Source organism: Streptomyces sp. NPDC052299 (genome assembly GCF_040679335.1).
Classification (GTDB): Bacteria; Actinomycetota; Actinomycetes; order Streptomycetales; family Streptomycetaceae; genus Streptomyces.
Genome location: NZ_JBFAUP010000017.1, coordinates 1 through 25,892 on the forward strand (window position 1 = coordinate 1; position 25,892 = coordinate 25,892).

Genomic DNA, 25,892 nt, shown 5'->3' on the forward strand with positions numbered 1-25,892 from the left:
CGCGCCGGACAGGCCGCGGGCCTCGACGTCGACGCGTTCGCACCCCGGCTGTCCTTCTTCTGGGCGATCGGCATGAACTTCTTCATGGAGATCGCAAAGCTGCGCGCCGCCCGCCTGCTCTGGGCCAAGCTCGTGCAGCAGTTCGACCCGAAGAACGCCAAATCACTCTCGCTGCGCACCCACTCCCAGACATCGGGCTGGTCGCTGACCGCGCAGGACGTGTTCAACAACGTCACCCGCACCTGTGTGGAGGCGATGGCCGCCACGCAGGGGCACACGCAGTCGCTGCACACCAACGCCCTGGACGAGGCGCTGGCCCTGCCCACCGACTTCTCCGCACGCATCGCCCGCAACACCCAGCTCCTCCTCCAACAGGAGTCCGGCACCGGCCGCGTCATCGACCCCTGGGGCGGCAGCGCCTACGTCGAAAAGCTCACCTACGACCTCGCGCGGCGGGCCTGGCAGCACATCGAGGAGGTCGAAGCCGCAGGCGGCATGGCCAAGGCCATCGACGCGGGCATCCCCAAGCTCCGCATCGAGGAGGCCGCCGCCCGCACCCAGGCCCGCATCGACTCCGGCCGCCAACCCGTCATCGGCGTCAACAAATACCGCGTCGAAACCGACGAGCAGATCGACGTCCTCAAGGTCGACAACACCTCCGTACGCGCCCAGCAGATCGAGAAGCTGCGCCGGCTGCGCGAAGAACGCGACGAACAAGCGTGCCAGGACGCTCTGCGCGCGCTGACCGCCGCCGCCGAGCGCGACCCGGGCCCCGGCCTGGAGGGCAATCTGCTGGCCCTGGCCGTGGACGCGGCCCGCGCCATGGCGACCGTGGGCGAGATCTCGGACGCACTGGAAAAGGTCTATGGCCGGCACGCGGGCCAGATCCGTACGATCTCCGGTGTGTATCGCAACGAGGCAGGGGAGTCGCCGTCCGTGGACCGCACCCGCGCACTGGTCGACGCGTTCGAGGAGGCGGAGGGGCGGCGTCCGCGCATCCTGGTCGCCAAGATGGGCCAGGACGGGCACGACCGCGGCCAGAAGGTCATCTCCACCGCCTTCGCCGACCTGGGCTTCGACGTGGACGTCGGCCCGCTCTTCCAGACCCCGGGCGAGGTCGCCCGACAGGCGGTCGAGGCGGACGTGCACATCGTGGGCGTCTCGTCCCTGGCCGCCGGCCACCTCACCCTCGTCCCCGCGCTCCGCGAGGAGCTGGCAGCCGAGGGCCGCGAGGACATCATGATCGTGGTGGGCGGAGTGATTCCGCCGCAGGACGTGGACGCGCTCCTGGAGGCGGGTGCCGCGGCCGTGTTCCCGCCCGGGACGGTGATCCCCGAAGCGGCCCACGACCTGGTGACGCGGCTCGGTTCCGCGCTCGGCCACGAGCTGTGAGCCGCTGAGCGATGGCCCCGAGGATCGATCTCGACAGTTATGTGAAGGGCGTGCTCGACGGGAAGCGCGCGCACATCGCGCGCGCCATCACCCTGGTCGAGTCCACCCGGCCCGACCACCGGGCGCTCGCCCAGGAGCTGCTGCGCCGGCTGCTGCCGCACTCGGGCCACGCCCGGCGCGTCGGCATCAGCGGGGTGCCCGGGGTCGGCAAGTCGACGTTCATCGACGCGCTCGGCACCATGCTCACGGGGCTCGGGCACCGGGTCGCCGTGCTGGCCGTCGACCCTTCGTCCAGCCGGACGGGCGGCTCCATCCTGGGCGACAAGACCCGGATGGAGCGGCTGGCGGTGGACCCGAACGCCTTCGTTCGCCCCTCCCCCACCGCCGGCACGCTGGGCGGGGTGGCGAAGGCGACCCGCGAGTCCGTCGTGGTGATGGAGGCGGCGGGCTACGACGTGGTGCTGGTGGAGACCGTCGGTGTCGGCCAGTCGGAGACCGCGGTCGCCAACATGGTCGACACGTTCCTGCTGCTGACCCTGGCGCGGACGGGCGACCAGTTGCAGGGCATCAAGAAGGGCGTCCTGGAGCTCGCGGACGCCATCGCGGTCAACAAGGCGGACGGCCCGCACGAGCGCGACGCGCGGGCCGCCGCCCGTGAACTCGCGGGCGCGCTGCGGCTGATGCACCCGGCGGACGCGGTGTGGACCCCGCCGGTCCTGACGTGCAGCGCCCGCGAGTCGACCGGTCTCGACACGCTGTGGGAGCGGCTGGAACAGCACCGGGCGCTGCTGGAGTCGACCGGCCGGCTCGCCGCCAAGCGCAGCGAGCAGCAGGTGGACTGGGCCTGGACGATGGTGCGCGACGAACTCCTGGAGAGCCTGCGCGGCCATCCCGGGGTGCGGGCGCTGGCACCGGACCTGGAGCGCCGGGTGCGGGAGGGGACGCTCCCGGCGACGCTGGCCGCCGAGGAGATCCTTGCCGCGTTCCGGGGACCGGGCCCGACGGTCTGAGCGGCCGCCGCCCGCCGTGCCCGGTCACATCCGGGTGTGGAGGGCGGCGGTGTGCTTCCGGACCTGTTCCGGGGTGAGGTAGCTGTCGGTGTACTCGAAGTCCCGCAGGGTCGCCGGCTTGCGCATCTGGAAGCCGGTGCGGACGAAGTCGTCCCCGGCGGTGGCGTTGATCAGCCAGTTCGCCATGACCCGGGCCTTGGCCACGTTGGTGCGCAGCGCCGTCCAGTGGTATCCGCGCGCCACGGCCTGGGCGCTGATGCCGTGCAGCTCGATCCCGAGGGGCTTGGACACGGCGTCCTTGCCGCCGAGGTCCACGACGAGCCCCAGGTCCTTGTGGACGTACGGCTGAAGCGGCTGGTTGCGCAGCTTGGCGAGGATGTTGTCGGCGAGTTTGCGGCCTTGGCGCAGCGCGTGCTGGGCGGTGGGCGGGCAGATCGCGCCGTCGCCCTTGGCCAGGTCGGGCACGGCGGCCACGTCGCCGAGTGCGAAGATCCCGTCGTGACCCGGCAGCACCATCTCGGGCGTGACGGCGAGCCGCCCCTTCACGGTCTCCGCGTCGAAGGTGCCGACCAGCGGGCTGGCGGCGACCCCGGCGGTCCAGATCAGCGTCCGGCAGGGCAGCACCCGGCCGTCGGTGAACGTCACGGTGTCGGGCCCCGCCTCGGCGACGGACACGCCGAGCGACACCTCGATGCCCCGGTCGCGCAGCACCTTGAGGGCGCTGGCACCCAGCTTGTCGCCCAGCTCGGGCATGAGCTTCGGGGCGATGTCGATCAGGTGCCACTTGACGAGCTTCGGGTCGAGGCGGGGGTAGTGCCGCAGCGCGTTGGTGGTCAGCCGCTGCAGGCAGGCCGCGGTCTCGGTGCCCGCGTACCCGCCGCCGACCACGACGAACTGGAGCCGCGACGCCCGCTCCTCCTCGTCGTCGCTGGCGTCCGCGAGGTCGAGCTGCGCGATGACGTGGTCGCGTACGTAGGCGGCCTCGGCCAGCGTCTTCATGCCGCGGGCGTGGTCGAGGAGGCCGGGGATGTCGAAGGTCCGGGTGACGCTGCCGGGGCTGAGGACGAGGTGGTCGTACCGTTCGTTGACGACCTCGTCGGTGATCTTGCGGATCACGCACACCTTCGCCTCGGGGTCCACGCCGATGGCCCCGCCGGGAATGATCCGGGTGCGGTGGCGGCTGCTGCGGCGCAGCGAGAGCGCGACGGACTGCGGGGTCAGCACCCCGGACGCCACCTGGGGCAGCAGGGGCAGGTAGAGCTGGTACGAGAACGGCGCGACGAGCGTGATGTCCGCTTCCCCGGGGCGCAGCCCCCGCTCCAGACGGCGTACGCACTCGACCCCGGCGAAACCGGCTCCGACTACGAGAATCCTGGGTCGTGCCACAGTGATCGTCCCTTCTGGGGGTCTGCACGGTCGTCCGTTCGCCTGCCCCGTCACACGCGCCCGTCACCTCTCATCTTCACGACCGCGAGGCGAGTGCGCCTGCTGGGAAGGCAGAACGGACGACCGTGCCGGATCATCTGGCCAGGTACGTGACCACCCCGCAGGCGCCGCCCGCCGCGCCCGCGCAGACCACGGCGGCCGCGACACAGCGGGCCCGCAGCCTGCGGTAGCGCTCGGTGTACTCACCGCGCAATTGCAGGGCGCGGGCGGAGATCCGTGCCAGCACCACCCGGGATTCGGCGGTGCGCTCGGCGGTGTAGACGCGCTCCACGTCCTCGCGCTGGGCAGTGGTGAGCCAGGGCAGCTGGTCCGTGAAGCGCCGGGCGAGCCTGCGTGCCTGCTCGACCTCGGCGTTCCACAGCAGATAGCCCTCCATCCTGGCCAGGCCGCGGGCGCTCTCGGTGGCCGGGTCGGACGGTGCCCGTCCCTCCTCGCCGCTCACTCGTGCTTGTCCCCCGGCGCCACCGTCACGGAGGTGTGCGGCTTCGTGGCGGTCTCCTCCAGCTCGCGCACGGCGGGGTGGTGGAGGTCGAAGGCCGGGGATTCGGAGCGGATGCGGGGCAGGGTGACGAAGTTGTGCCGCGGCGGCGGGCAGGAGGTGGCCCACTCCAGCGAGCGGCCGTAGCCCCACGGGTCGTCCACCTCGATCTTCTTGCCGTACTTGGCGGTCTTCCAGACGTTGTAGAGGAAGGGCAGCATCGACAGGCCCAGCAGGAAGGACGAGACGGTCGAGATGGTGTTCAGCGCGGTGAAGCCGTCCGACGCGAGGTAGTCCGCGTACCTGCGGGGCATGCCCTCCGCGCCGAGCCAGTGCTGCACCAGGAACGTGCCGTGGAAGCCCACGAACAGCGTCCAGAAGGTCATCTTGCCGAGCCGCTCGTCCAGCATCTTGCCGGTGAACTTCGGCCACCAGAAGTGGAACCCGGCGAACATGGCGAAGACCACGGTGCCGAAGACGACGTAGTGGAAGTGCGCGACCACGAAGTACGAGTCGGAGACGTGGAAGTCGAGCGGCGGGGATGCCAGGATCACCCCGGTCAGGCCGCCGAAGAGGAACGTGACGAGGAAGCCGATCGACCAGAGCATCGGTGTCTCGAAGGACAGCGAGCCCTTCCACATCGTGCCGATCCAGTTGAAGAACTTCACCCCGGTGGGCACCGCGATGAGGAACGTCATGAAGGAGAAGAACGGCAGCAGCACCCCGCCGGTGACGTACATGTGGTGCGCCCACACCGTGATCGAGAGCCCGGCGATGGCGGTCGTCGCGGCCACCAGACCGATGTAGCCAAAGATCGGCTTGCGGCTGAAGACCGGGATGATCTCGGAGACGATCCCGAAGAACGGCAGGGCGATGATGTACACCTCTGGATGGCCGAAGAACCAGAAGAGGTGTTGCCACAGCAGGGCGCCGCCGTTGGCCGCGTCGAAGACGTGCGCACCGAACTTGCGGTCCGCCTCCAGCGCCAGGAGCGCGGCGGCGAGGACCGGGAAGGCCAGCAGGACCAGCACACCGGTCAGCAGGACGTTCCAGGTGAAGATCGGCATGCGGAACATCGTCATGCCCGGCGCGCGCATGCAGATGATCGTGGTGATGAAGTTGACCGAACCGAGGATCGTGCCGAAGCCGGAGAAGGCCAGACCCATGATCCACAGGTCTCCGCCGATCCCGGGCGAGCGGACCACGTCGGTGAGCGGCGAGTAGGCGAACCAGCCGAAGTCGGCTGCGCCGTTGGGGGTGAGGAAGCCCGCCACCGCGATGAGCGAGCCGAAGAGGTACAGCCAGTAGGCCAGCATGTTCAGCCGGGGGAACGCCACGTCGGGCGCGCCGATCTGGAGCGGCATGATCCAGTTCGCGAAGCCGGCGAACAGGGGCGTCGCGAACATCAGCAGCATGATCGTGCCGTGCATCGTGAACGCCTGGTTGAACTGCTCGTTCGACATGATCTGCATGCCCGGGCGGGCGAGCTCGGCGCGCATGAACAGGGCGAGCAGCCCGCCGCCGAGGAAGAACGCGAACGAGGTGATCAGGTAGAGCGTGCCGATCGTCTTGTGGTCGGTGGTGGTCGCCCACTTGATGACGACGTTGCCGGGTTCCCGGCTGCGTACCGGCAGCTCGTTGGAGTACGACTCCTCGTCCTCGGCCGTACCTGGTGTGCCCGTCGTCGTCACGGGGCCGCTCCTTCGCTTGTGCGTCCGTGTTACCGGATGCAGCAAAGCAGCGAAGCGGGCCCGCGGCGCGGCCCGGCACCCGCCGGGGCCCGACATTCACCCGTCAGGGGGGGTTACGGAACGCCGACGCCCCGGCGCGGCGGAGCCGGCCGGGGCGTCGGGTGACCTACGGGTCAGGCGAGGCTCGCGATCGCCTGGTTGAACGTCGCGGACGGACGCATGACGGCCGCGGCCTTGGCCGGGTCGGGCTGGTAGTAGCCGCCGATGTCGGCCGGCTTGCCCTGGACGGCGATCAGCTCGTCCACGATCGTCTGCTCCTGCTCGGACAGCGTCTTGGCCAGCGGGGCGAACGCGGTGGCGAGCTCGGCGTCGTCGGTCTGCTGCGCCAGCTCCTGGGCCCAGTACAGGGACAGGTAGAAGTGGCTGCCGCGGTTGTCGATGCCACCGAGGCGGCGGGAGGGCGACTTGTCCTCGTTGAGGAACGTGGCCGTGGCCCGGTCCAGCGTGTCGGCGAGGACCTGGGCGCGGGCGTTGCCCGTGGTCTGCGCGAGGTGCTCGAAGCTGACGGCGAGGGCCAGGAACTCGCCCAGGCTGTCCCAGCGCAGGTAGTCCTCCTTGACCAGCTGCTGGACGTGCTTCGGCGCGGAGCCGCCGGCGCCCGTCTCGAAGAGGCCGCCGCCGTTCATCAGCGGGACGACGGAGAGCATCTTCGCGCTGGTGCCGAGCTCCAGGATCGGGAAGAGGTCCGTCAGGTAGTCGCGGAGCACGTTGCCGGTGACGGAGATGGTGTCCTCGCCGCGGCGGATGCGCTCCAGGGAGAAGGCGGTGGCCTTCTCCGGGGTCATGATCTCGATCTGCAGACCCTCGGTGTCGTGGTCGGCGAGGTACGTCTTGACCTTCTCGATGAGCTTCGCGTCGTGCGCGCGGTCCTCGTCGAGCCAGAAGACGGCCGGGTTGCCGGTCGCGCGGGCGCGGGTGACGGCGAGCTTGACCCAGTCCTGGATCGGCAGGTCCTTGGTCTGGCACATGCGGAAGATGTCGCCGGCGCCGACGGCCTGCTCCAGCACCGCGTTGCCCGCGGCGTCCACGACGCGGACGGTGCCGGTGACGGGGATCTCGAAGGTCTTGTCGTGGCTGCCGTACTCCTCGGCCTTCTGCGCCATGAGGCCGACGTTGGGCACGGAGCCCATCGTGGCCGGGTCGAAGGCGCCGTTGGCGCGGCAGTCGTCGATGACGACCTGGTAGACACCGGCGTAGCTGCTGTCCGGCAGGACGGCGATGGTGTCGGCCTCGTTGCCGTCCGGGCCCCACATGTGGCCGGAGGTGCGGATCATGGCCGGCATGGAGGCGTCGACGATGACGTCGCTGGGGACGTGCAGGTTGGTGATGCCCTTGTCGGAGTCGACCATGGCGAGGGCGGGGCCCTCGGCGAGCTCGGCCTCGAAGGACTCCTTGATCTTCGCGCCCTCGGGCAGGGACTCCAGGCCCTTGAGGATGCCGCCCAGCCCGTCGTTCGGGGTCAGGCCGGCCGCGGCGAGCGCGTCACCGTACTCGGCGAAGGTCTTCGGGAAGAAGGCGCGCACGACGTGGCCGAAGATGATCGGGTCCGAGACCTTCATCATCGTGGCCTTGAGGTGCACGGAGAACAGGACGCCCTCGGCCTTGGCGCGGGCGATCTGGGCGGTGATGAACTCGCGCAGGGCGGCGACGCGCATGACGGACGCGTCCACGACCTCGCCCGCGAGGACCGGTACGGACTCGCGCAGGACGGTGGTGGTGCCGTCGTCGCCGGCGAGCTCGATGCGCAGGCTGCCGGGCTCGGCGATGACCGCGGACTTCTCGGTGGACCGGAAGTCGTCGACGCCCATGGTGGCGACGTTGGTCTTCGAGTCGGCGGTCCAGGCGCCCATGCGGTGCGGGTGGGTCTTGGCGTAGTTCTTGACCGACGCGGGGGCGCGGCGGTCGGAGTTGCCCTCGCGCAGGACCGGGTTGACGGCGCTGCCCTTGACCTTGTCGTAGCGGGCGCGGACGTCCTTGTCCTCGTCGGTCTTCGGGTCGTCCGGGTAGTCCGGGAGGGCGTAGCCCTGGGCCTGGAGCTCGGCGATCGCGGCCTTCAGCTGCGGGATCGAGGCCGAGATGTTCGGCAGCTTGATGATGTTGGCGCCCGGAGTGGTGGCCAGCTCGCCCAGCTCGGCGAGGGCGTCGTCGATGCGCTGGTCCTCGCGGAGGCGCTCCGGGAAGCCGGCGATGATCCGGCCCGCCAGGGAGATGTCACGGCTCTCGACGGTGACCCCGGCCTTGGAGGCGTACGCCTCGATCACGGGCAGGAACGAATACGTCGCCAGGGCCGGGGCCTCGTCGGTGTGTGTATAGATGATGGTCGAGTCAGTCACCCTGTGCTCCGCTCCACGTCTGCAACATTGCTTGACATCAAGATATCTCGTGAGCGGCGCGGACTCGACAGGGCCCTGCCACACACCGGCCGGAACGGTGCTACGGGCGGCCTTCGGGCGGAATCTCCTCGCCGGGCGGCACGGGTCCGGGCGGGGTGCCTTCGCCGAAGGGGCGGCCGCCGAGCTGTTCGCGGTGGTGCGGGGTCAGCCAGCCGGAGAGGTCGGGGCCCGCGGGCACGATGCCGGTGGGGTTGATGCCGGTGTGCACCCGGTAGTAGTGCTGCTTGATGTGGTGGAAGTCGACCGTGTCCCCGAACCCGGGGGTCTGGTAGAGGTCCCTGGCGTACGCCCACAGCACCGGGTCCTCCGAGAGCTTCCGGCGGTTGCACTTGAAGTGGCCGTGATAGACGGCGTCGAAGCGGACCAGGGTGGTGAAGAACCGGATGTCGGCCTCGGTGATCGTGTCGCCGACGAGGTAGCGCCGGTCCGCGAGCCGCCCGGACATCTCCTCCAGGCGGCGGAACAGCGCCTCGTACGCCTCCTCGTAGGCCTCCTGGCCGTCCGCGAACCCGGCGCGGTACACCCCGTTGTTGACGTCCCGGTAGATGCCCTCCATGACCTCGTCGATCTCCGCGCGCAGCGGCTCGGGGTAGAGGTCGGGCGCACCGGGCCGGTGCAGGGCGGTCCACTCGGTGGCGAGGTCCAGGGTGATCTGCTGGTAGTCGTTGGTGACCAGCTTGCCGGTGGGCACGTCCACGATCGCCGGGACGCTGACGCCGCCCGGATAGTCGCGCTCGCGGGCGTCGTACGCCTCGCTGAGGTAGCGGATGCCGAGCACCGGGTCCCGGCCGTCCGGGTCGAGTGTGAAGCGCCAGCTGCGGTCGTCCTGGAGCGGGTCGGCGACGCCGAGCGAGAGGGCGTCCTCCAGGCCGAGGAGCCGGCGCGAGACCAGGGCGCGGCCGGCCCAGGGGCAGGCCCGGCTGGCGATGAGCCGGTAGCGGCCCGCCTCGACGGGCCAGCCGTCGCGGCCGTCGGCGGTGATGCGGTCCGCGAAGTGGCTTCGGGAGCGTTTGAAGGGCTTGTGTCCGTACGAGCTGTTGCTGTCGATGCCGGCGGAGTCGTTCATCGCGTTCTCCTCAGGAGGCGGCTGCGGAAGGCGGGGCGTGCTGTGTACGGCGTCTGCCCCGTCGGCCGCCGCCCACGTCGGCGACCGCGACGAGCAGGGCGCCGACGACGAACGCGACGGACACGATGAGCCCGTGGTCGTACGCGTCGGACCAGCCGTCCCCGCCGACCTGGGCGAAGAACACCGCTCCGACGGCGGCGATCCCGATGGCGGAGCCGACGCGCTGGCCGGTCTGGAGGGTGCCCCCGGCGCTGCCCGCGGTGGCCACCGGCACCTCGGACAGGGTCAGGGTCTGGTTGGGGGCGATGACCAGGCCGCTGCCGAGCCCCGCGAAGAGCAGCGGGGCCGCCATCGCCCAGCCTGCGCCCCGCCCGGGCACCAGGTGGACGGCGAGCGCGGTGGCCCCGAGCCCGATGGCCACGGCGGCCAGGCCGACGACGACGAGGGGGCGGCCGAAGCGGCCGACGAGCCGGCCGCCGGGACTGGCGGCGACGGCGGAGCCCAGGGCGAAGGGAGTGATCGCCAGGCCGGCCTGGAGGGCGGTGTAGTGCAGACCGCTCTGCAGGTAGAGGGTGGTGATGAAGAAGATGGAGGTGAATCCGGCGAAGTAGAGCAGGATGAGCAGACAGCCCAGCCAGTACGAGCGCACCTTGAAGAGCCGGAGGTCCACGACCGGCTGGGTGCCGCGACGCCCGCACCGGGACTCCCAGCCGACGAACGCGGCGAGCAGCGCCGCGGCCAGGATCAGCAGCAGCCACTTCTCATCGCCGGGCCACTGCCGGGACTGGACGAAGGGCAGCAGCAGGGCCAGCACCCCGGTGCCGAGCAGGAGCACGCCGAGCGGGTCGAGGTCGCGCAGCCGGACCGGACCGGCGGACGGGGTGTCGGGCAGCAGGCGGCGGGCCAGCAGGAGGCAGACGAGTCCCAGCGGGAGGTTGACGTAGAACACCCAGCGCCAGCCCTCGTCCGCTCCGGCCGCCTGGATCAGCAGGCCGCCGAGCAGCGGGCCGACCGCGGTCGAGATGCCGACCACGGTGCCGAACATGCCGAAGGCGCGGCCGCGTTCCCGGCCCTGGAACATCTGCTGGATGAGGGCGGAGATCTGCGGCGAGACCATGCCTCCGGCCAGGCCTTGCACGAGCCGGGCGATCACCAGCCACAGGCTGGACTGGGCGGCGCCGCAGGCCGCGGAGGACAGCGTGAAGAGCGTGAGCCCGGCCATGAACACGGCACGCCGTCCGCGTGCGTCGCCGAGCCGCCCGGCCGGGATGAGGAACAGGCCGAAGGCCAGGGCGTAACCGGACAGGACCCACTGCAGGTCGGACTCCGGAGTGTGCAGCCCCTCCTTGATCGAGGGGAGCGCGACGTTGACGATCGAGACGTCCAGGAGGGTCATGAACCCGGCGACCAGGCAGACCGCGAGCGCCTGCCACCGTCGCGGATCGGGCGTGTCCTGCCCGTCGGAACCCCGGTCCCGCGCGCTGTCTGCCATGGTTCGCACCCTAGGACGCGCGCCCGGATTCCTCATCCCGGCTGGTCCACCCGGCCGTGCCGCGTACGCGCGGTCGCGGTCCGGTTAGGGTACGGCGCATGCAGTCGTACACGATCGGGCAGGCGGCCCGGCTCCTGGGCGTCAGCCCCGACACCGCGCGGCGCTGGGCCGACGCGGGGCGCGTCGCGACCCACCGCGACGAGGGCGGCCGCCGGCTGATCGACGGCCGCGACCTGGCGGCGTTCTCGGTCGAGGTCGCGCAGAACGGCGCGGGCGACGAGGAGGTCTCGTACACCTCCGCGCGCAACGCGTTCGCGGGCATCGTCACCGCCGTGAAGCTGGGCGACGTGGCCGCGCAGGTCGAGATCCAGGCGGGACCGCACCGGCTGGTGTCCCTGCTGACCAGGGAGGCCGTGGAGGAACTGGGCCTGGAGGTCGGTGTGCAGGCCACCGCCCGGGTGAAGTCGACCAGCGTGCACATCGACCGGGCCTGACGCTCAGTCCATGCCCTTCCGGGCGGCGGCCAGGATCTTGACCACGGTGTGGAAGAAGCGGGTCGTCGCGTCACGGCCGAGGACGCCTTCCTGGAAGCCCTTGGCGGCCGGTGCCTTGCCGTTGACCAGGTGCCAGACGACGAAGGCGTCGTGGTCGGTGTGGCCGATGATCTCCATGTCCTTCTTCGGGGAGAGCATCGGCAGGGCCAGGTCCGGGGCGATGCGTCCGGTCGTGAACACGACGCAGCAGCGGATGTCGTCGGTGACCGTGACGTCCTTGAACGGGTCGAGCGCGATCAGCTCCTCCAGCTCGGGGACCGTGCGCAGGCACACCGCGACGTCGTAGCCGAGGGCCCCGGAGAGATGGCCGCCGATCCGGGCGGTGAGGGCGGCCCGGTCGGTCTCCTCGGTCTCGAAGAAGACGTTGCCGCTCTGGATGTAGCTGCGCACGGAGGCGAGACCCAGCTCCGTGAAGAGGCCGCGCAGCCGCTCCATCTTCACGGAGCGGCCCGGCACGTTCAGTCCTCGGAGCAGTGCGATGTACAGCAATTCCGGGTCACCTGTTCATGCGGGAGGGCCGCGGGCGCGGCGGACGCCGACAGCGTAGCCCCGCCGTCTTCGCAGCGGCGCGATCTCGGCCTACGGTGGGAACGGTTCACGCCGTCCGGGTCCGACAGCTCTCCTGGGAGATTCCGTTGCGCATGCTGATCAACGTTCCCGAAACCGTGGTGGCCGACGCGTTGCGCGGGATCGCCGCCTCCCATCCCGGGCTCACCGTGGACGTGGAGAACCGGGTCGTCGTACGCCGGGACGCGCCGGTGGCCGGAAAGGTGGCCCTGGTCTCCGGTGGCGGGTCGGGGCACGAGCCGCTGCACGCCGGGTTCGTCGGGCCGGGGATGCTGTCGGCGGCGTGTCCGGGCGAGGTGTTCACCTCGCCGGTGCCGGACCAGATGGTGCGGGCGGCGGCTGCCGTGGACAGCGGCGAGGGCGTGCTCTTCGTCGTCAAGAACTACACCGGGGACGTCCTCAACTTCGAGATGGCCGCCGAACTCGCCGAGGAGGAGGGGCTGCGCGTCGAGCAGGTGCTCGTGGACGACGACGTCGCGGTGACCGACAGCCTCTACACCGCCGGGCGCCGGGGCACGGGGGCCACCCTGTTCGTGGAGAAGATCGCGGGTGCGGTGGCCGACGAGGGCGCCCCGCTGGACCGGGTGGCGGCGGTCGCCCGCCGGGTGAACGAGTCCTCGCGCAGCTTCGGCGTGGCCCTGAGCTCCGTCACGACGCCCGCGAAGGGCTCCCCCACCTTCGACCTGCCCGCCGGCGAGCTCGAACTGGGCATCGGCATCCACGGCGAACCGGGCCGGGAGCGGCGGGCGATGATGACCTCCGGGGAGATCGCGGACTTCGCCGTGAACGCGGTCCTGGACGACCTGCGGCCCAGCGGTCCGGTGCTCGCCCTGGTCAACGGCATGGGCGCGACCCCGCTGCTGGAGCTGTACGGGTTCGGCGCCGAGGTGCACCGGGTGCTGCGGGAACGGGGCGTGGTCGTCGCTCGTACGCTCGTGGGGAACTATGTGACGTCGCTCGACATGGCGGGCTGCTCGGTGACGCTGTGCCAGGTGGACGAGGAGCTGCTGCGGCTCTGGGACGCGCCGGTCGAGACGCCGGCGCTGCGCTGGGGCCGCTGATCCGCGCGTGACGGACCGAGGAGTGCATGTGCTCGACGCCGATTTCTTCCACCGCTGGATGACCGCGACCGCCGGTCTGGTCGACCGCGAGGCGGCTCGTCTGACTGAGCTGGACTCCGCGATCGGGGACGCCGATCACGGCAGCAACCTCCAGCGCGGGTTCGCCGCGGTCTCGGCGGCCCTGGCGAAGGAACCGCCGGGGACCCCGGGAGCCGTGCTCGCCCTCGCCGGACGGCAGCTGATCTCCACGGTCGGCGGGGCCTCGGGCCCTCTGTACGGGACGCTGCTGCGGCGTACGGGCAAGGCCCTGGGCGACGCGCCTGCCGTGTCCCCGGCGGATCTGGCGCGGGCGCTGGGCGAGGGCGTCGCGGCGGTGGCGCAGCTGGGCGGGGCGCAGGCCGGTGACAAGACGATGCTCGACGCGCTGCTGCCGGCCGTGGAGGCGCTCGGGACCTCGTTCGCGGCAGGGCGGGAGGCGGCGGCCGCGGGCGCCGCGGCGACCGTGCCGCTCCGGGCGCGCAAGGGCCGGGCGAGCTATCTGGGCGAGCGGAGCATCGGGCACCAGGACCCGGGGGCCACCTCGGCGGCGCTGCTGATCGCCGCGCTGGCGGACGCTGCGGAGAGGGACGGGGGCGCGGAGTGAGCGGGCAGGTGGGCATCGTGCTGGTCTCGCACAGCGGGCCGGTGGCCGAGTCCGTGGCGGAGCTGGCCCGCGGGCTGGCGGCGGGCGGGGCGACGGCTCCGGTGGCCGCGGCGGGCGGCACCGGGGCGGGCGGGCTCGGCACGAGTACGGAGCTGATCGCGCAGGCCGCCCGGACGGTGGATGGCGGGGCGGGCGTCGCCGTCCTGGTCGATCTGGGCAGCGCGGTCCTGACGGTGAGGGCGATGCTGGCCGAGGGCGACGAACTCCCGGCCGGGACGCGGCTGGTGGACGCCCCGTTCGTGGAGGGCGCGGTGGCCGCGGTGGTCACGGCGTCGGCGGGCGGGGACCTCGACGCGGTGCAGGCGGCGGCCTCGGAGGCGTACGACTACCGCAAGGCGTAGGGCGGGGGCGCCGCGCACACTTGACGGTATGACGGCCAAGAAGACCACCCGCCGCAGCGCGGGGCTCCTGCTGTTCCGCACCGGTGCTGGGCGCGGCCTCGAAGTGCTCATCGGCCACATGGGCGGCCCGTTCTGGGCGGGGCGCGAAGAGGCCGCCTGGTCGGTGCCGAAGGGCGAGTACGCCCCCGACGAGGAGCCGGCGGCGGCTGCGCGGCGGGAGTTCGAGGAGGAGTTCGGGCATCCGGCGCCGGACGGTGCGTGGGTGGCGCTGGGCGAGGCGCGTCAGCCGAGCGGGAAGACGGTGACCGTGTGGGCCGTGGAGGGCGATGCCGACCCGGCGACGGCGGTGCCCGGCACGTTCTCGATGGAGTGGCCCCGGAAGTCGGGGACGCTGCGGGAGTTCCCGGAGATGGACCGGTTCGCCTGGTGCACGCCCGAGGAGGCGGTCCGGCGGCTGGTGAAGGGACAGCGGGTCTTCGTGGACCGGCTGCGCAGGCATCTGGCGGGCGGCGGAGCGCTCAGTGCGGGCGGAGGCGGATGACGGCGAGGCCGCCGTCCAGGTCGACGGTGGACCGGTGCGGCGGGGCGCCGTCCTTCTCGTCGTCGCGGAGCAGCAGGGCGCTCTGCCGCTCCTTCAGCTCGCTCTGCTTGCCGGGCGAGAACGTGGCGTGCAGCTGCTCGAAGCCGGTCGCCGAGATCTGGCCCTGGCGGGCGCTGTTGCGCCAGGGCAGCAGCCCCGCGCGCCCGGCGCGCAGCAGCAGCTGGTCGAGGAAGGCCGCGACGGTCAGACCGATGACCAGGCCGGGCAGTGTCATCAGTACGAGGAATCCCATGCGGCCAGTCTCGTCGGTCGGGGGCGGCCGGTGCAACGGCCGCCCCCGTACCCAGGGCCAGGGCCCGTCCGGTCAGCTCTGCGGGAGGATGACCGCCCGGCCGTTGATCTTGCCGGCGTGCAGGCGCTCGTAGGCGAGCGGTGCCTCGTCCAGCGGGTACGTCTCGACGTGGACGTCCACCGCGCCGGTGCGGGCGAGGTCCAGGACCTCGGCCAGCTCGGAGCGCGATCCCCAGTACGGGGCGGTGACCGTCGTGTTGAACGGGAGGGCGCCGAAGCCCACGGGGAGCGCTCCCCCGCCGATTCCGACGATGGTCACGTCGGAGTCGACGGCGGCCGCGGCGCCCGCGGTGGCGACGGTCGGCGGGGCCCCGACGAAGTCCAGGACGACCTGGGCGCCGATGCCGCCCGTCAGTTCCCGGATGCGGGCGGCCGCGTGCTCGTCGGACAGGACGGTCTCGTGCGCCCCGACGGTGCGGGCGAGGGCCAGCTTGTCCTCGGTGACGTCCAGGGCGATGACCCGGGCGGCCGTGAGGGCGCGCAGCAGCTGGATCGCGACGTGACCGAGGCCGCCGGTGCCGATGACCACGGCGGTGGCGCCGGGTACCAGCTTCGGCAGGGAGCGCTTGATGGCGTGGTACGGGGTGAGGCCCGCGTCGGTGAGCGGCACGGTCCGGACCGGGTCGAGGTCGCCGAGGGGCACCAGGTGGCGCGGGTCGTCCACGATCATGTACTCGGCCATGGCCCCGGGCGAGCCCAGGCCGGGCGGGTTGATGCCGAGCTCGGCGGCGCGCAGGCAGTAGTTCTCCTTGCCCTCGGCGCACTTCACGCAGGTGCCGCAGCCCCAGGGGCCGTAGACGGCGACGGACTGGCCGGTCTCCAGGCCGGTGACGCCGTCGCCGAGAGCGGCGATCGTGCCGACGCCCTCGTGGCCGAGGGTGAGCGGCAGCGGGTACGGGAACTGGTCCGCGGGCCAGCTCATCACGGCGATGTCGGAGTGGCAGACGCCCGCCGCCGTGACCTTGAGCAGCACCTGCCCGGGGCCCGGCTCGGGGTCGGGCACGGTGACGACCTCGGGTGCGGCGCCGATCTCGCGGTACTGAACTGCCTTCATGGGGTCCTCCTCGACCTCTGTGGCTTGTGTGCTGCCCCCCGGAATCCCCCGTTGTCCCCCGCGCCCCGCTCAGGAGGCCGAGTAGCCGCCGTCCACCAGGTGGTAGCTGCCGTGGATGAACGAGGCGCGGTCGGAGAGCAGGAACGCGGCGAGCTCCGCGACCTCCTCGGACGTGCCCAGGCGGCCGGCCGGGTGCAGCGAGATCAGGTGGTCGCGGGCCGGGCCCTCCGTGTTCCGCAGGAGGGGGGTGTCGATGAAGCCGGGGCCCACCGCGTTGATCCGGACGTTCTGGGCGGCGTACTCCAGGGCTGCGGTCTTGGTGAGGCCGACGACGCCGTGCTTGGCGGCGACGTAGGCGGGCGAGCCGGCGAAGCCGTTGGTGCCCAGGATCGAGGACATGTTGACGATCGCGCCACCGCCCGCGGCGACGATGGCGGGCAGCTCGTAACGCATCGAGTAGAAGACGCCGCTGAGGTTGGTGGCGACGACCCGGTCCCAGTCCTCGATGGCGTATGCGCCGGTCGGGTCGCTGGGACCGCCGATGCCCGCGTTGTTCACGGCGAGGTGCAGGGCGCCGAAGGTGTCGACGGCGAACCGGACGCCCGCCTCGACGGACGCGGGGTCGGTGACGTCCATGGCCACGGCGGCGGCCCGGCCGCCGGCGCTCTCCAGCGCGGCCGCGGCCTCGCGGGCGCTCGCCTCGTTGTAGTCGGCGACGACGACCGAGGCGCCCGCGCCGGCGAGCCGGTGCGCGAGGGCCAGGCCGATGCCGGAGGCCCCTCCGGTGACGAGGGCGGTGCGGCCGGCGAACTCCTGGTCGGTGGGGGTGGTGCTCATGGTGTGCCGTTTCCTTCCGTGGTGCTGGTGTTGCTGTGCGGCGCGGGGCCGGCGAACAGTTCGCCGGACAGGGCGTCGAAGGCCCGTTCCACGAGCCGGGGCAGCTCGTCGGGGCGGTTCCCGCGGACCCAGGCGGCCTGGGCGGCGAGGAGGGCGCCGGCGCCGGCGGCGACCGTGACGGCGGGCCGCAGATCGCTGAGGGGGTCGGTGCCGAGCCGGTCCGCGATGATGGCGACCGAGTCCGCCTGGGCGTCCACCCGGATGTGGTGGAAGGCCGCGTAGAGGGTCGGTTCGCGCTCGGCGAGGACCAGCAGTTCGTAGATGCGCGGGCGGCGGTGCCAGGCCGGTACCCCGGTGTCCGCGAGCCAGTCCTGGACGGCCCGGTGGTAGGCGGTGAGCGGGGGCTCCCCGGCCGGGCGGGCGCGCAGGGCCTCGTTGATGCGGTCGCCGTCGCCCCGGATCGAGTCCAGGACGGCGTCCTCCTTGCTCGCGAAGTACCGGCTGAAGGTGCGGCGGTCCAGGTCGGCGCGTTCCGCGATCTCCTCGACCGTGACCTCCTTGAGCCCCCGGTCGAGCACGAGCTCGAACGCGGCTCCGGCCAGCGCGTCCCGGGTCCGGCGGGCCTTGCGGCCCCGCCGGTCCGGAATCTTCCGTTCCGCATGCATGTCTTTCACCGTACACCCGAAAATGTCCCGACGCGACAGAAGTCTCGTCGGGACATCGTGTACCTGTGACCGGCCCAGATCACCGCATGCCGAGCACCTCGGCCGGCCGCATCGCCTCGTACACCGTCGGCCCGGACGGGGCGGGGTGCGACTCGGCGACCCGGCTCAGGGCGAGTACGGCGATGTCGTCGCGGCGCACACCGCCGGAGAACTCCTCCAGGTCCTCTCCGAGCGCGTCGAGCAGTTCCTGGGGGCCCCGGCGCGCCCAGCGGCTCAGCCGGGCGTCGAGCGGATAGAAGCGTCCCTCGGCGTCGCGGGCCTCGGTCACCCCGTCGGTGAACATCAGGAGCGTCGCGCCGGGCGGGAAGTCGAGCGGTTCCGCGGTGCGGCCCTCGCCGCCGAGTCCCGCCAGGCCCAGCGGCACCGACGTCCGGCGCAGCGGGACGGGGACGGCAACCCCATCGTGCACCAGGCGGGGCAGCAGATGGCCGCAGTTGACGGCCTGCGCCCGGCCCTCGCCGTCGAACCCGAGCACGAGCGCGGTCACGAAGCGTTCCTGGTCACCGGTCTGGGCGGCGAAGGCGTTCTGCCGGACGACGGCGTCCTCCAGCCGGTCCACGACCCCGATGAGGGAGGGCTCCCGGATGGCCGCCTCACGGAACGCGCCGAGGACGGCGAAGCCGACGCCGATGGCCGGAAGTCCCTTGCCCTGGACGTCCCCGATGATCACGCGGGTGCCGTAGGGCGACTGAACGACCTCGTAGATGTCACCGCCGACCAGATGGTCCTCCTCGATCGGCGTGTACGAGCCGTGGGCGGTGATCTGGTCGGTGGGAATGGGCAGGGGCCGCAGGATCTGGCGCTGGAGGGTGACGGCGGCGGAACGCAGCCTGGCGACCTCGGTGGCGTGCCGGATGCGCAGCACACAGGCGCCGATGCCGAGGAGACATGCCAGCACGGTGAAGACGACGCTGCTCGCGACGTCCCAGTAGCTTCCCCCGGCCACCAGGCGCGAGGCGACGGCCACCGCCATGACGGAGACGGCGACACCGGTGGTCTGGGCGATCGTGCCGAAGACCGAGACAAAGGCCGGTACCACCACCAGCAGGGGTACCAGACGCAGATCCTGGCCCGTCAGCACGTCCAGGCAGACGATGGCGGCGGTGAGCAGGGCCAGCGCGCCGAACAGCACCCCGTTCCCGACCCTGGGGGCGCGCACGGCGGCCTCTCCGAGGTCGGTGCCGGGAAGCGTCACGCGGGGCGCGGGCCGGCTCAGGAGTCCGAACGTCAAGGCCCTCTCCTTCCGGGATCTGCCGGCCGGATGCCGGCGCGTACCTCCATTCGACCCGCTCGGAGGGCCGCCGCACACGAGGCTTACGGCCCCGAGGGCCCGGCCGAAGGTCCCGGAGAGCGGGGGCGGTGTCTCCGGGCCCGGAGACACCGCCCCGCTCAGCGCGCCGCCGGAGTCGTGGCGGGACGGCCCGGCGCGGGCACACCGGCCGGTACGAGGGCGGCCAGGAACTCGACCCGCCGGCGGAGCTCGAAGCCGAGCGACTCGTAGAGCCGGACGGCCCCGGTGTTGGCGGCGGCCGCGTGCAGGAACGGGGTCTCGCCGCGCTGCCGGATCTCGTGGGCGACGGCGCGCACCAGTCCGCCGCCGAGCCCCTGGCCGCGTACCGACTCGTCGGTGCACACGGCGCTGATCTCGCTCCAGCCCGGCGGGCGCATGCGCTCACCGGCCATGGCGACGAGCACCCCGTCCCGGCGCACACCGAGGTAGGTGCCGAGTTCCACGGTCCGGGGCTCGAAGGGGCCCGGCCTGGTGCGGGCGACCAGGTCGAGCATTTCGGGCACGTCGGCGGGGCCCAGCCGGACCGCTTCGGGAAGGGGCGCCGCGGCCACGCCCGCGTCCACGAGCTGGACGCCGGCGGCATGGAAGGTGATCTCCCAGTCGGCGGGCGGGGGCTCCCGGAACGCGGTGACGGTGACCTCTCCGCCCGGCCCGGTGAGCGCCGCCACGTCGGCCCAGTCGGCGGGCCCGGGGTCCGGCGGGAGGGCCACCCAGGGGGCGACCTCGGCGGGGTAGCGGGCCACGCGGCCCCGGTGTTCGGCGAAGTGGGCGTGCGGGCCGCGCAGCGCGGTGCCCACCGGGTCGTCCAGGGGGTGGCCCGGGTCCGGGTGCCCGTTCACGCGGTCACCTCGATCACCGTCTTGCCCAGGGCGTGGCCGTCCTCCACCGCGCGCAGCGCCTCGGCGGCCCGGTCGAGGGGCAGGGTCCGGGTCACATGGGTGCGCAGGACCCCCTCGACGGTCAGCCGCGCCACCTCGTCGAGGACGGCGGCGGTGCGGGCCCGCTGGACGGGTGCTCCGCCGAGCTCGGTCACCAGGGGCTTGCCGCCCGCGCTGATGAGCGCGGCCGGGTCGGTCAGGCCGGCCGCCTCGCGCAGGGTGTCGCCGCCGACCAGGTCGAAGACGGCGTCCACGCCCTCCGGGGCGGCTGCCCGCACCCGGTCGGCGAGGCCGGGGCCGGACGGGATGTGCTCGGCGCCCAGGGACTCCACGAAGTCCTTCTTGGCCACGCTCGCGACGCCGAGGACCCGGAGGCCCGCGTGGCGGGCGAGCTGGACGGCGGCGCTGCCCACACCGCCGCCGGCGCCGGTGACCAGGAGCGTGGCGCCGGGAGCCGGGGCGAGCTGCCGCACCCCGTCGTAGGCGGTGGCGGCGGCGACGGGCAGGACCGCCGCGTCGGCGAAGGACAGGGCGGCCGGTTTGTGGGCGGTGACCGCGACGGGCATGAGCGTGTACTCGGCGTACCCGCCGGTCAGCGGGTTGCCGAACACCTCGTCGCCGGGGGCGAAGCCGGTCACCCCGGGGCCGGTCTCCACGACGGTGCCGGCGGCCTCGCTGCCGAACACGGTCGGGAAGGGCGACGGCCGGCTGCCGGGCCGGGTGTAGCCGGTGCGCAGCTTCCAGTCGACCGGGTTGACGCCCGCCGCGCGGACGGCGACGAGCAGTTCGCCGGGGCCGGGTTTCGGCCGTTCCAGGTCGGCGAAGCCCTCCACCTCCGGCCCGCCGTTGCGGGTGAACACGTACGCCTTCGGCATGAGCTCCTTCTCCCCTGTTCCGTGCGCCGGCGCCCCGCTGAAGGGCGCCCCAGCTGCGGCAAGGACGGGTGGCGCGCGGGTATTCCCGTACCGTCGATTTCGACTCAATCACGGTCCGGTCCGCGCCGGTGGGCCCCTGCGGCGGGCCGTCCTGTGGCACGCTGAGGGCGGCCGTCCCACCGGGCTCCCCCGTACCGGTGGGGCGGTCGCGCGCCGTCGCGGAGCCGGCGCCCCGGGCCGGTCAGTCGCCGTCCCGCCCGGGGGCCCGGCCCGCGTAGTAGGTGGCGATCATGTCCTCCTCGCCGTGTCCGGCGGCCTCCGCGCGCTCGAAGCGGGCGGCCGACGCGGCGGCCAGGTCCAGCCGGACGCCGGCCTGGGCGGCCGCGTCGAGGATGAGCCGGGTGTCCTTGAGTGCCGTGGAGAGGGCGAAGCTCGGCGTGAGGTCCCCCTCCAGGACGGCGGCGGACTTGGCCTGGAGGTAGCCCGAGTCCAGCGGCCCGCCCCTGACCAGGCCGAGGAAGGTACGCGGGTCGACGCCGAGCCCTTCGGCGAGGTTCAGGCACTCCGCGACGCCGCCGACCATGTTGACGACCCAGGCGTTGACGACGAGCTTCAGCCGGGACGCGGCTCCCGGCTCCTCACCGGCCCACACCGTGCGCTGCCCGATCGCGTCCAGCACCGGTCCGGCCACCGCGCGGGCGGCCTCCGGGCCGGAGACGAGGACGGTCAGCGCACCCTGCTCGGCGGGCTGCCGGGTGCCGACGACCGGGGCGTCGAGGTGGATCAGCCCGAGGTCGGCGGCGCGCTGGGCCAGCTCGACGGCGCCGTCCGGGCCGACCGTGGAGGTCTGGAGCAGCACCTGGCCCCGGTGCAGCCCCTCGGAGGCGGCGGCGAGCGCGGCGGCGACAGCGGTCGTGTCGGTGAGCGCGGTGAGCACGAGGTGGGCGCCACGCACGGCCTCGGCCGCCGTGTCCGTCACGGTCGCGCCGTCGGCGGCGAGCGGGGCGGCCTTGGCCTGGGTGCGGTTCCAGGCCCGGACCTCCAGACCGGCGCGGAGCAGGCTGCGGGCCATGGCCGCGCCCATGATCCCGGTGCCGAGTACGGCGACGACCGGCTGCTGGGGTGCGGCGGGGACTGCTGAAGTCATGGGGTTCCCTTCGTCGGCCGCGCCCGGGGGGCGCGGCGGATTCGGCTTCTCAGGGGTGCCGCAGGGCGCCTTCCAGCACGGCGGCGTGTACGGCTCTGGCCAGTCGCGCGCCCCAGCGGGAGCGCGGACCGGCGAACGGTTCGGCGGCGCCGGTCTCCGGCCCGGGTCCGGGCGCGGCGAGGCAGACGGCGTCCGTGGGGGTGCCGGAGCAGTCGAATCCGGCGTCCAGGAGCGCCTGCACCTTGGCCTCCGTGGCGGTGGCGACGGCGTTGACCAGGGCGGCGTCGGACAGCGGTACCGGGAACGTCACCACGATGTTGACGGTGCCGGGGCGCGGCGGTCCGCCGGTGCCCTCGGCCGGTGCGGCTGCCCAGCCGCGTACGCCCAGACCGCAGGTGGCGGTGGCGTGCACGTCCTCGTCGTCGGCGGTGGTGTACGCGGTGACGTCGGCGGCGGTCATGAGGCCGGCGCCCGGGCCGGTGAGGCGTGCGGCGGCGGCGATCTCGGCGAGATGGCGGTCCGGGTCCATGCGGGGGTAGCCGCCGGGGACCTGCGCGTTGAGGATCCACTCGCGCGGGCCGATGCCGCCGCCCAGGACCGCGCTGCTGCACACCCGCCAGCCGGGTCCCAGCCGCCACACGAGGTGGTGCAGTTCCGCGCCGTCCTCGCGCCGGGCGTGCAGTTCGCCGCGTTGCGCGGGAAGCGGGACGCGTACGGAACGGATGGGGCACCCCCGGGTGGAGCGGCGGGACGCCGGTCGGCGTGGACCCGTTGATCATATGCGGCGGGGCCGGGGCGCCCGGGGCCCGGCCCGTTCACCCGGATGGCGTAATGGGCGCGAGAACCGCCCTGCCGCGTGACGCTGGGGCTGTGCCGGTCCGGGGCGGATGCCGCGCGCCGCGTCCGGTGGCCGGGCGGTTGCAGCGTCCATCCGGGTGAGGCGCGATGGAATCCGGACGCGCCTTCTCTGCTGGACCCACCCACAGGACGCGCCCGGGCGAGGAGGATTCGGATATGGGAGCCGCTGACGGTTTCACGGATTCCGGAGAGCTCGACGGCCTGACGGTGTACGACACCGAGGGCGAGAAGATCGGCAACGTGGGCCGCGTGTATGTCGACGACAACACCGGCCGCCCGGACTGGATCACGGTGAAGACCGGCCTGTTCGGCATGAAGGAGAGTTTCGTGCCTCTCGCCGGAGCCCGTCGAGTGGGCTCCGACCTGCACATCTCCCATGGCAAGGACCAGGTCAAGGACGCCCCCCGGGTGGACGCCGACGCGCATCTGTCGGTGTCCGAGGAAGAGGAGCTGTACCGGCACTACGGCCTGACCAGGAACACCCGGGGCAACCTGGGCGACGGTTCCGGCACGGGCGCGCCGACCACCACGGGCACCGGCACCATGGGCGCGGGCGGGACCGGCGCGGCGGCCGGGGCCGGAGCAGGGGCCGGGGCCATGGGCGCGGCCGGCACCTCCGGCACGGACCGCACGCAGACGGCCGGCACCGGCAGGCACCGGGACGCCGAGGCGACGGGCACGGGCGCGGGACGTCCGCTGGCCGGAGCCGGCGCGGGTACCCGGTCCGGGGCCGACCTGGGCGGCAAGGAGGAGATGATCCGCTCCGAGGAGCAGCTGCACATCGGCACCGAGGAGTACGAGAGCGGCAAGGCCCGCCTGCACAAGTACGTCGTCACCGAGAACGTCACGCGCAGCGTGCCGGTCTCGCACGAGGAGGTACGGGTGGTCCGTGAGCCGCTGCAGCCGGGCGACCGGACGGCCGCGCGAACGGGCGACCTGACGGAGCAGGACGTGGAGGTCACCCTGCACGCGGAACGCGCCACGATGCGCAAGGAGACCGTCCCGGTCGAGCGCGTCCGGATGGAGACCCAGAGGGTCACGGAGCAGAAGGAGGTCTCCGCCGAGCTGCGCAAGGAGCAGATCGACTACGCGGACGGCACCACCAAGGGCGGCAAGGACATGGGTGGCAAGGACACCGGCGGCGACATGGGCCGAGGACGCCACCGCTGACCCCGCCGGCATGACCGCCGCACCGCACCACAGGCGAAGGGCGGGCCCGCCGACGGGCCCGCCCTCTCGTGTGCCGGGACCGGTCAGGGCAGGAAGCGCACGGAGGGTCTGCCCTGCGGCCCGTCCGGGGTCACGACGGCCCTGACCCGGTACACCTCCTGGATCAGCTCCTCGGTGATCACCTGCTCCGGGGTCCCGCGGGCGACCGCCCGTCCGCCGCTCAGCACCACGATCCGGTCGCAGAACATGGCGGCCAGATTCAGGTCGTGCAGGGCGACGACGGCGGTCAGCGGGAGCGAGGCGACCAGGGAGAGCAGTTCCAGCTGGTGCTGGATGTCCAGGTGGTTGGTCGGCTCGTCCAGCAGGAGTTCGCGCGGCCGCTGGGCGAGCGCGCGGGCGATCTGGACGCGCTGGCGCTCCCCGCCGGAGAGCGTGTGCCAGGACTGGTCGCGCCGGGAGGCGAGCCCGGTACGCTCCAGCGCCTCGTCCACCGCCGCCGCGTCCTCCTCCGTCGGGGCGGCCCAGGCGCGGCGGTGCGGGATGCGGCCCAGGCGCACGACGTCCAGGACGCTCAGCTCCTCCTGGGTGACGGCGTGCTGGTCCACGACCGCGACGCGGCGGGCCACCGCGCGGCGCCCGACGGCGGGCAGGGTGGCGCCGTCCAGGGTGACGACGCCCATATGCGGGGCGAGGACCCCGGCGAGGATGCGCAGCAGCGTGGACTTGCCGGAGCCATTGGGGCCGATCAAACCCACGGTGGTGCCGGGCTCCGGGGCGAGGGTCACGCCGTCCAGGAGAAGGCGGCCGCCGGCTTCCCGGCCGACCCGTGCGGCCCGCAGGCCCTCGGCCGCCGCCCCGGTCACGCGGGCCGCCTGGTGCGGTGGAGGACGACGACGAAGGCGGGCACGCCGATCAGGGCGGTGACGACGCCCACCGGGACCTCCTGGGGATCGAGGACGGTCCGGGCGAGCGTGTCGACCCAGACGAGGAAGACGGCCCCGGCGAGCGCGGTGACCGGCAGCAGCCGGCGGTGGCCCGAGCCGGTGAGGGCGCGGGCGGCGTGCGGCAGGACGAGCCCGACGAAGCCGACGGCCCCGGCCGAGCTGACGAGGGCGGCGGTCAGGAGCGCGGTCGTGCAGAGCAGGACGGTCCGGACACGGCCGACGTTCACGCCGAGGGCCGCGGCCGCGTCCTGCCCGAAGGCGAAGGCGTCGAGCGTACGGGCGTGGCCCAGGCAGATCAGCAGGCTGACGGCGAGGACGGCGGAGCAGACCCAGACGTCGGTCCAGCCGACTCCGCCGAGCGAGCCGAGCAGCCAGAACAGCACCCCGCGGGTCTGCTCGGCGTCGGCGGCCGTCATGACGACGAACGAGGTCAGCGCCGAGAAGAGCTGCATCGCCGCCACGCCGGAGAGCACGACCCGGTCGGTGGAGCCGCCCAGGGTGTGGCTGAGCAGCATCACCAGGGCGAAGGAGCAGAGGGCCCCGACGAACGCTCCGGCCGGCAGCGTCACCGCTCCCCCGCCGACGCCGAGCACGACGACCAGGACAGCGCCGGTGGACGCGCCGGAGGAGACGCCGAGGACGAAGGGGTCGGCGAGCGGATTGCGCAGCAGGGACTGCATGACGGTCCCGCAGACCGCGAGGCCGGCCCCGCAGACGGCGGCGAGCAGGGTGCGCGGCATGCGCAGGTTCCAGATGATGCCGTCGCGGATCGGGCTGAGCCGGGCCTCGCCGATGCCGAGATGGGCGGCGACGGCGGACCACACGTCCACGACGGAGATCCGGGCCGGTCCGATGGTGACGGCGACCGCGACGGACAGGGCGAGCAGCAGGAGGCCGCCGGCCCACAGGAGGCCGCCGCGCAGTCCGCGCAGCCGGGGGCGTGCGGGCGCCGCTCCCGGCGCCTCGC

General features: G+C 73.0%; 26 protein-coding genes. 8 read left to right on the forward strand and 18 right to left on the reverse strand.

The annotated features are described in order from the left end of the window. Positions 1-1,392, forward strand: a 1,392-nt coding sequence (locus AB0L33_RS26100) for a methylmalonyl-CoA mutase family protein (protein WP_365685315.1), incomplete at its 5' end; no start/stop codon positions are given. Between the two features lie 11 nt (positions 1,393-1,403). Continuing rightward, positions 1,404-2,402 carry a methylmalonyl Co-A mutase-associated GTPase MeaB gene (meaB, locus tag AB0L33_RS26105; RefSeq protein ID WP_365685317.1) on the forward strand — a complete coding sequence of 333 codons (999 nt, stop codon included), beginning with the start codon at positions 1,404-1,406 and terminating at the stop codon, positions 2,400-2,402. A 24-nt stretch (positions 2,403-2,426) separates the two neighbouring features. On the opposite strand, the gene AB0L33_RS26110 is transcribed toward meaB, so the two are convergent. The 6 genes from AB0L33_RS26110 to AB0L33_RS26135 form a co-directional block, all read right to left on the reverse strand. Next, on the reverse strand, positions 2,427-3,788 hold the full coding sequence (locus AB0L33_RS26110; protein ID WP_365685319.1) for an NAD(P)/FAD-dependent oxidoreductase: 1,362 nt from the start codon (positions 3,786-3,788) through the stop codon (positions 2,427-2,429). Positions 3,789-3,921: 133 nt separating this feature from the next. Continuing rightward, positions 3,922-4,290: a hypothetical protein gene (locus tag AB0L33_RS26115; RefSeq protein WP_365685321.1), complete on the reverse strand. Its 369-nt coding sequence runs from the start codon at positions 4,288-4,290 to the stop codon at positions 3,922-3,924. Next, a complete protein-coding gene (gene ctaD, locus AB0L33_RS26120) occupies positions 4,287-6,017 on the reverse strand; it encodes a cytochrome c oxidase subunit I (RefSeq protein WP_365685323.1) in 1,731 nt (576 codons plus the stop codon). Before ctaD ends, AB0L33_RS26115 begins: the two co-directional genes overlap by 4 nt. A 173-nt stretch (positions 6,018-6,190) precedes the next feature. Continuing rightward, positions 6,191-8,410: an NADP-dependent isocitrate dehydrogenase gene (locus AB0L33_RS26125; protein ID WP_365685325.1), complete on the reverse strand. Its 2,220-nt coding sequence runs from the start codon at positions 8,408-8,410 to the stop codon at positions 6,191-6,193. 100 nt (positions 8,411-8,510) lie between these two features. After that, positions 8,511-9,536 carry a glutathione S-transferase C-terminal domain-containing protein gene (locus tag AB0L33_RS26130; RefSeq protein ID WP_365685327.1) on the reverse strand — a complete coding sequence of 342 codons (1,026 nt, stop codon included), beginning with the start codon at positions 9,534-9,536 and terminating at the stop codon, positions 8,511-8,513. Positions 9,537-9,546: 10 nt separating this feature from the next. Next, the gene (locus AB0L33_RS26135) at positions 9,547-11,028 is read right to left on the reverse strand and encodes an MFS transporter (protein WP_365685329.1); all 1,482 of its coding nucleotides are present in this window, start codon (positions 11,026-11,028) and stop codon (positions 9,547-9,549) included. A 98-nt stretch (positions 11,029-11,126) separates the two neighbouring features. Between AB0L33_RS26135 and AB0L33_RS26140 the strand changes: the two genes are divergently transcribed. Beyond that, on the forward strand, positions 11,127-11,522 hold the full coding sequence (locus AB0L33_RS26140) for a molybdopterin-binding protein (protein ID WP_018102867.1): 396 nt from the start codon (positions 11,127-11,129) through the stop codon (positions 11,520-11,522). 3 nt (positions 11,523-11,525) lie between these two features. Here AB0L33_RS26140 and AB0L33_RS26145 read toward each other — a convergent pair whose 3' ends face one another. Next, positions 11,526-12,071: a DUF1697 domain-containing protein gene (locus AB0L33_RS26145; RefSeq protein ID WP_365685331.1), complete on the reverse strand. Its 546-nt coding sequence runs from the start codon at positions 12,069-12,071 to the stop codon at positions 11,526-11,528. A 146-nt stretch (positions 12,072-12,217) separates the two neighbouring features. On the opposite strand from AB0L33_RS26145, the gene dhaK reads away from it, so the two are divergent. Genes dhaK through AB0L33_RS26165 form a run of 4 tightly spaced genes read left to right on the forward strand, consistent with a single transcriptional unit; the run spans position 12,218 to position 14,795 of the window. Continuing rightward, positions 12,218-13,210: a dihydroxyacetone kinase subunit DhaK gene (dhaK, locus tag AB0L33_RS26150; protein WP_365685332.1), complete on the forward strand. Its 993-nt coding sequence runs from the start codon at positions 12,218-12,220 to the stop codon at positions 13,208-13,210. A gap of 28 nt (positions 13,211-13,238) precedes the next feature. Then, a complete protein-coding gene (gene dhaL, locus AB0L33_RS26155) occupies positions 13,239-13,853 on the forward strand; it encodes a dihydroxyacetone kinase subunit DhaL (protein WP_365685334.1) in 615 nt (204 codons plus the stop codon). Next, a complete protein-coding gene (locus tag AB0L33_RS26160) occupies positions 13,850-14,254 on the forward strand; it encodes a PTS fructose transporter subunit IIA (protein ID WP_365685336.1) in 405 nt (134 codons plus the stop codon). Before dhaL ends, AB0L33_RS26160 begins: the two co-directional genes overlap by 4 nt. Before the next feature lie 28 nt (positions 14,255-14,282). Next, the gene (locus AB0L33_RS26165; RefSeq protein WP_365685337.1) at positions 14,283-14,795 is read left to right on the forward strand and encodes an NUDIX domain-containing protein; all 513 of its coding nucleotides are present in this window, start codon (positions 14,283-14,285) and stop codon (positions 14,793-14,795) included. On the opposite strand, the gene AB0L33_RS26170 is transcribed toward AB0L33_RS26165, so the two are convergent. The 9 genes from AB0L33_RS26170 to AB0L33_RS26210 form a co-directional block, all read right to left on the reverse strand. Then, positions 14,773-15,087, reverse strand: a complete 315-nt coding sequence (locus tag AB0L33_RS26170) for a DUF6191 domain-containing protein (RefSeq protein ID WP_365685339.1) — start codon at positions 15,085-15,087, stop codon at positions 14,773-14,775. The two genes, AB0L33_RS26165 and AB0L33_RS26170, sit on opposite strands and share 23 nt — an antisense overlap. Positions 15,088-15,159: 72 nt before the next feature. After that, on the reverse strand, positions 15,160-16,200 hold the full coding sequence (locus tag AB0L33_RS26175; RefSeq protein ID WP_365685341.1) for an NAD(P)-dependent alcohol dehydrogenase: 1,041 nt from the start codon (positions 16,198-16,200) through the stop codon (positions 15,160-15,162). A 69-nt stretch (positions 16,201-16,269) separates the two neighbouring features. Continuing rightward, positions 16,270-17,037, reverse strand: a complete 768-nt coding sequence (locus AB0L33_RS26180; protein ID WP_365685343.1) for an SDR family NAD(P)-dependent oxidoreductase — start codon at positions 17,035-17,037, stop codon at positions 16,270-16,272. Next, positions 17,034-17,702: a TetR family transcriptional regulator gene (locus AB0L33_RS26185; RefSeq protein ID WP_365685344.1), complete on the reverse strand. Its 669-nt coding sequence runs from the start codon at positions 17,700-17,702 to the stop codon at positions 17,034-17,036. The genes AB0L33_RS26180 and AB0L33_RS26185 overlap by 4 nt, the downstream gene beginning before the upstream one ends. 79 nt (positions 17,703-17,781) lie before the next feature. Continuing rightward, on the reverse strand, positions 17,782-18,993 hold the full coding sequence (locus tag AB0L33_RS26190; RefSeq protein ID WP_365685345.1) for a PP2C family protein-serine/threonine phosphatase: 1,212 nt from the start codon (positions 18,991-18,993) through the stop codon (positions 17,782-17,784). A 158-nt stretch (positions 18,994-19,151) separates the two neighbouring features. After that, on the reverse strand, positions 19,152-19,892 hold the full coding sequence (locus AB0L33_RS26195) for a GNAT family N-acetyltransferase (RefSeq protein WP_365685347.1): 741 nt from the start codon (positions 19,890-19,892) through the stop codon (positions 19,152-19,154). Next, on the reverse strand, positions 19,889-20,806 hold the full coding sequence (locus AB0L33_RS26200) for an NADP-dependent oxidoreductase (RefSeq protein ID WP_365685350.1): 918 nt from the start codon (positions 20,804-20,806) through the stop codon (positions 19,889-19,891). The genes AB0L33_RS26195 and AB0L33_RS26200 overlap by 4 nt, the downstream gene beginning before the upstream one ends. Positions 20,807-21,047: 241 nt before the next feature. Next, complete coding sequence (locus tag AB0L33_RS26205; protein ID WP_365685351.1) at positions 21,048-21,953, reverse strand: NAD(P)-dependent oxidoreductase; 906 nt, start codon at positions 21,951-21,953, stop codon at positions 21,048-21,050. Between the two features lie 49 nt (positions 21,954-22,002). Further along, positions 22,003-22,677, reverse strand: a complete 675-nt coding sequence (locus AB0L33_RS26210; RefSeq protein WP_365685537.1) for an adenosylcobinamide amidohydrolase — start codon at positions 22,675-22,677, stop codon at positions 22,003-22,005. A gap of 290 nt (positions 22,678-22,967) precedes the next feature. On the opposite strand from AB0L33_RS26210, the gene AB0L33_RS26215 reads away from it, so the two are divergent. After that, positions 22,968-23,981: a PRC and DUF2382 domain-containing protein gene (locus AB0L33_RS26215; RefSeq protein WP_365685353.1), complete on the forward strand. Its 1,014-nt coding sequence runs from the start codon at positions 22,968-22,970 to the stop codon at positions 23,979-23,981. Positions 23,982-24,064: 83 nt separating this feature from the next. Here AB0L33_RS26215 and AB0L33_RS26220 read toward each other — a convergent pair whose 3' ends face one another. Both AB0L33_RS26220 and AB0L33_RS26225 read right to left on the reverse strand, forming a co-directional pair. Further along, a complete protein-coding gene (locus AB0L33_RS26220) occupies positions 24,065-24,844 on the reverse strand; it encodes an ABC transporter ATP-binding protein (protein WP_365685355.1) in 780 nt (259 codons plus the stop codon). Further along, positions 24,841-25,857 carry an iron chelate uptake ABC transporter family permease subunit gene (locus AB0L33_RS26225; protein WP_365685538.1) on the reverse strand — a complete coding sequence of 339 codons (1,017 nt, stop codon included), beginning with the start codon at positions 25,855-25,857 and terminating at the stop codon, positions 24,841-24,843. The genes AB0L33_RS26220 and AB0L33_RS26225 overlap by 4 nt, the downstream gene beginning before the upstream one ends. Between the last annotated feature and the right edge of the window lie 35 nt (positions 25,858-25,892).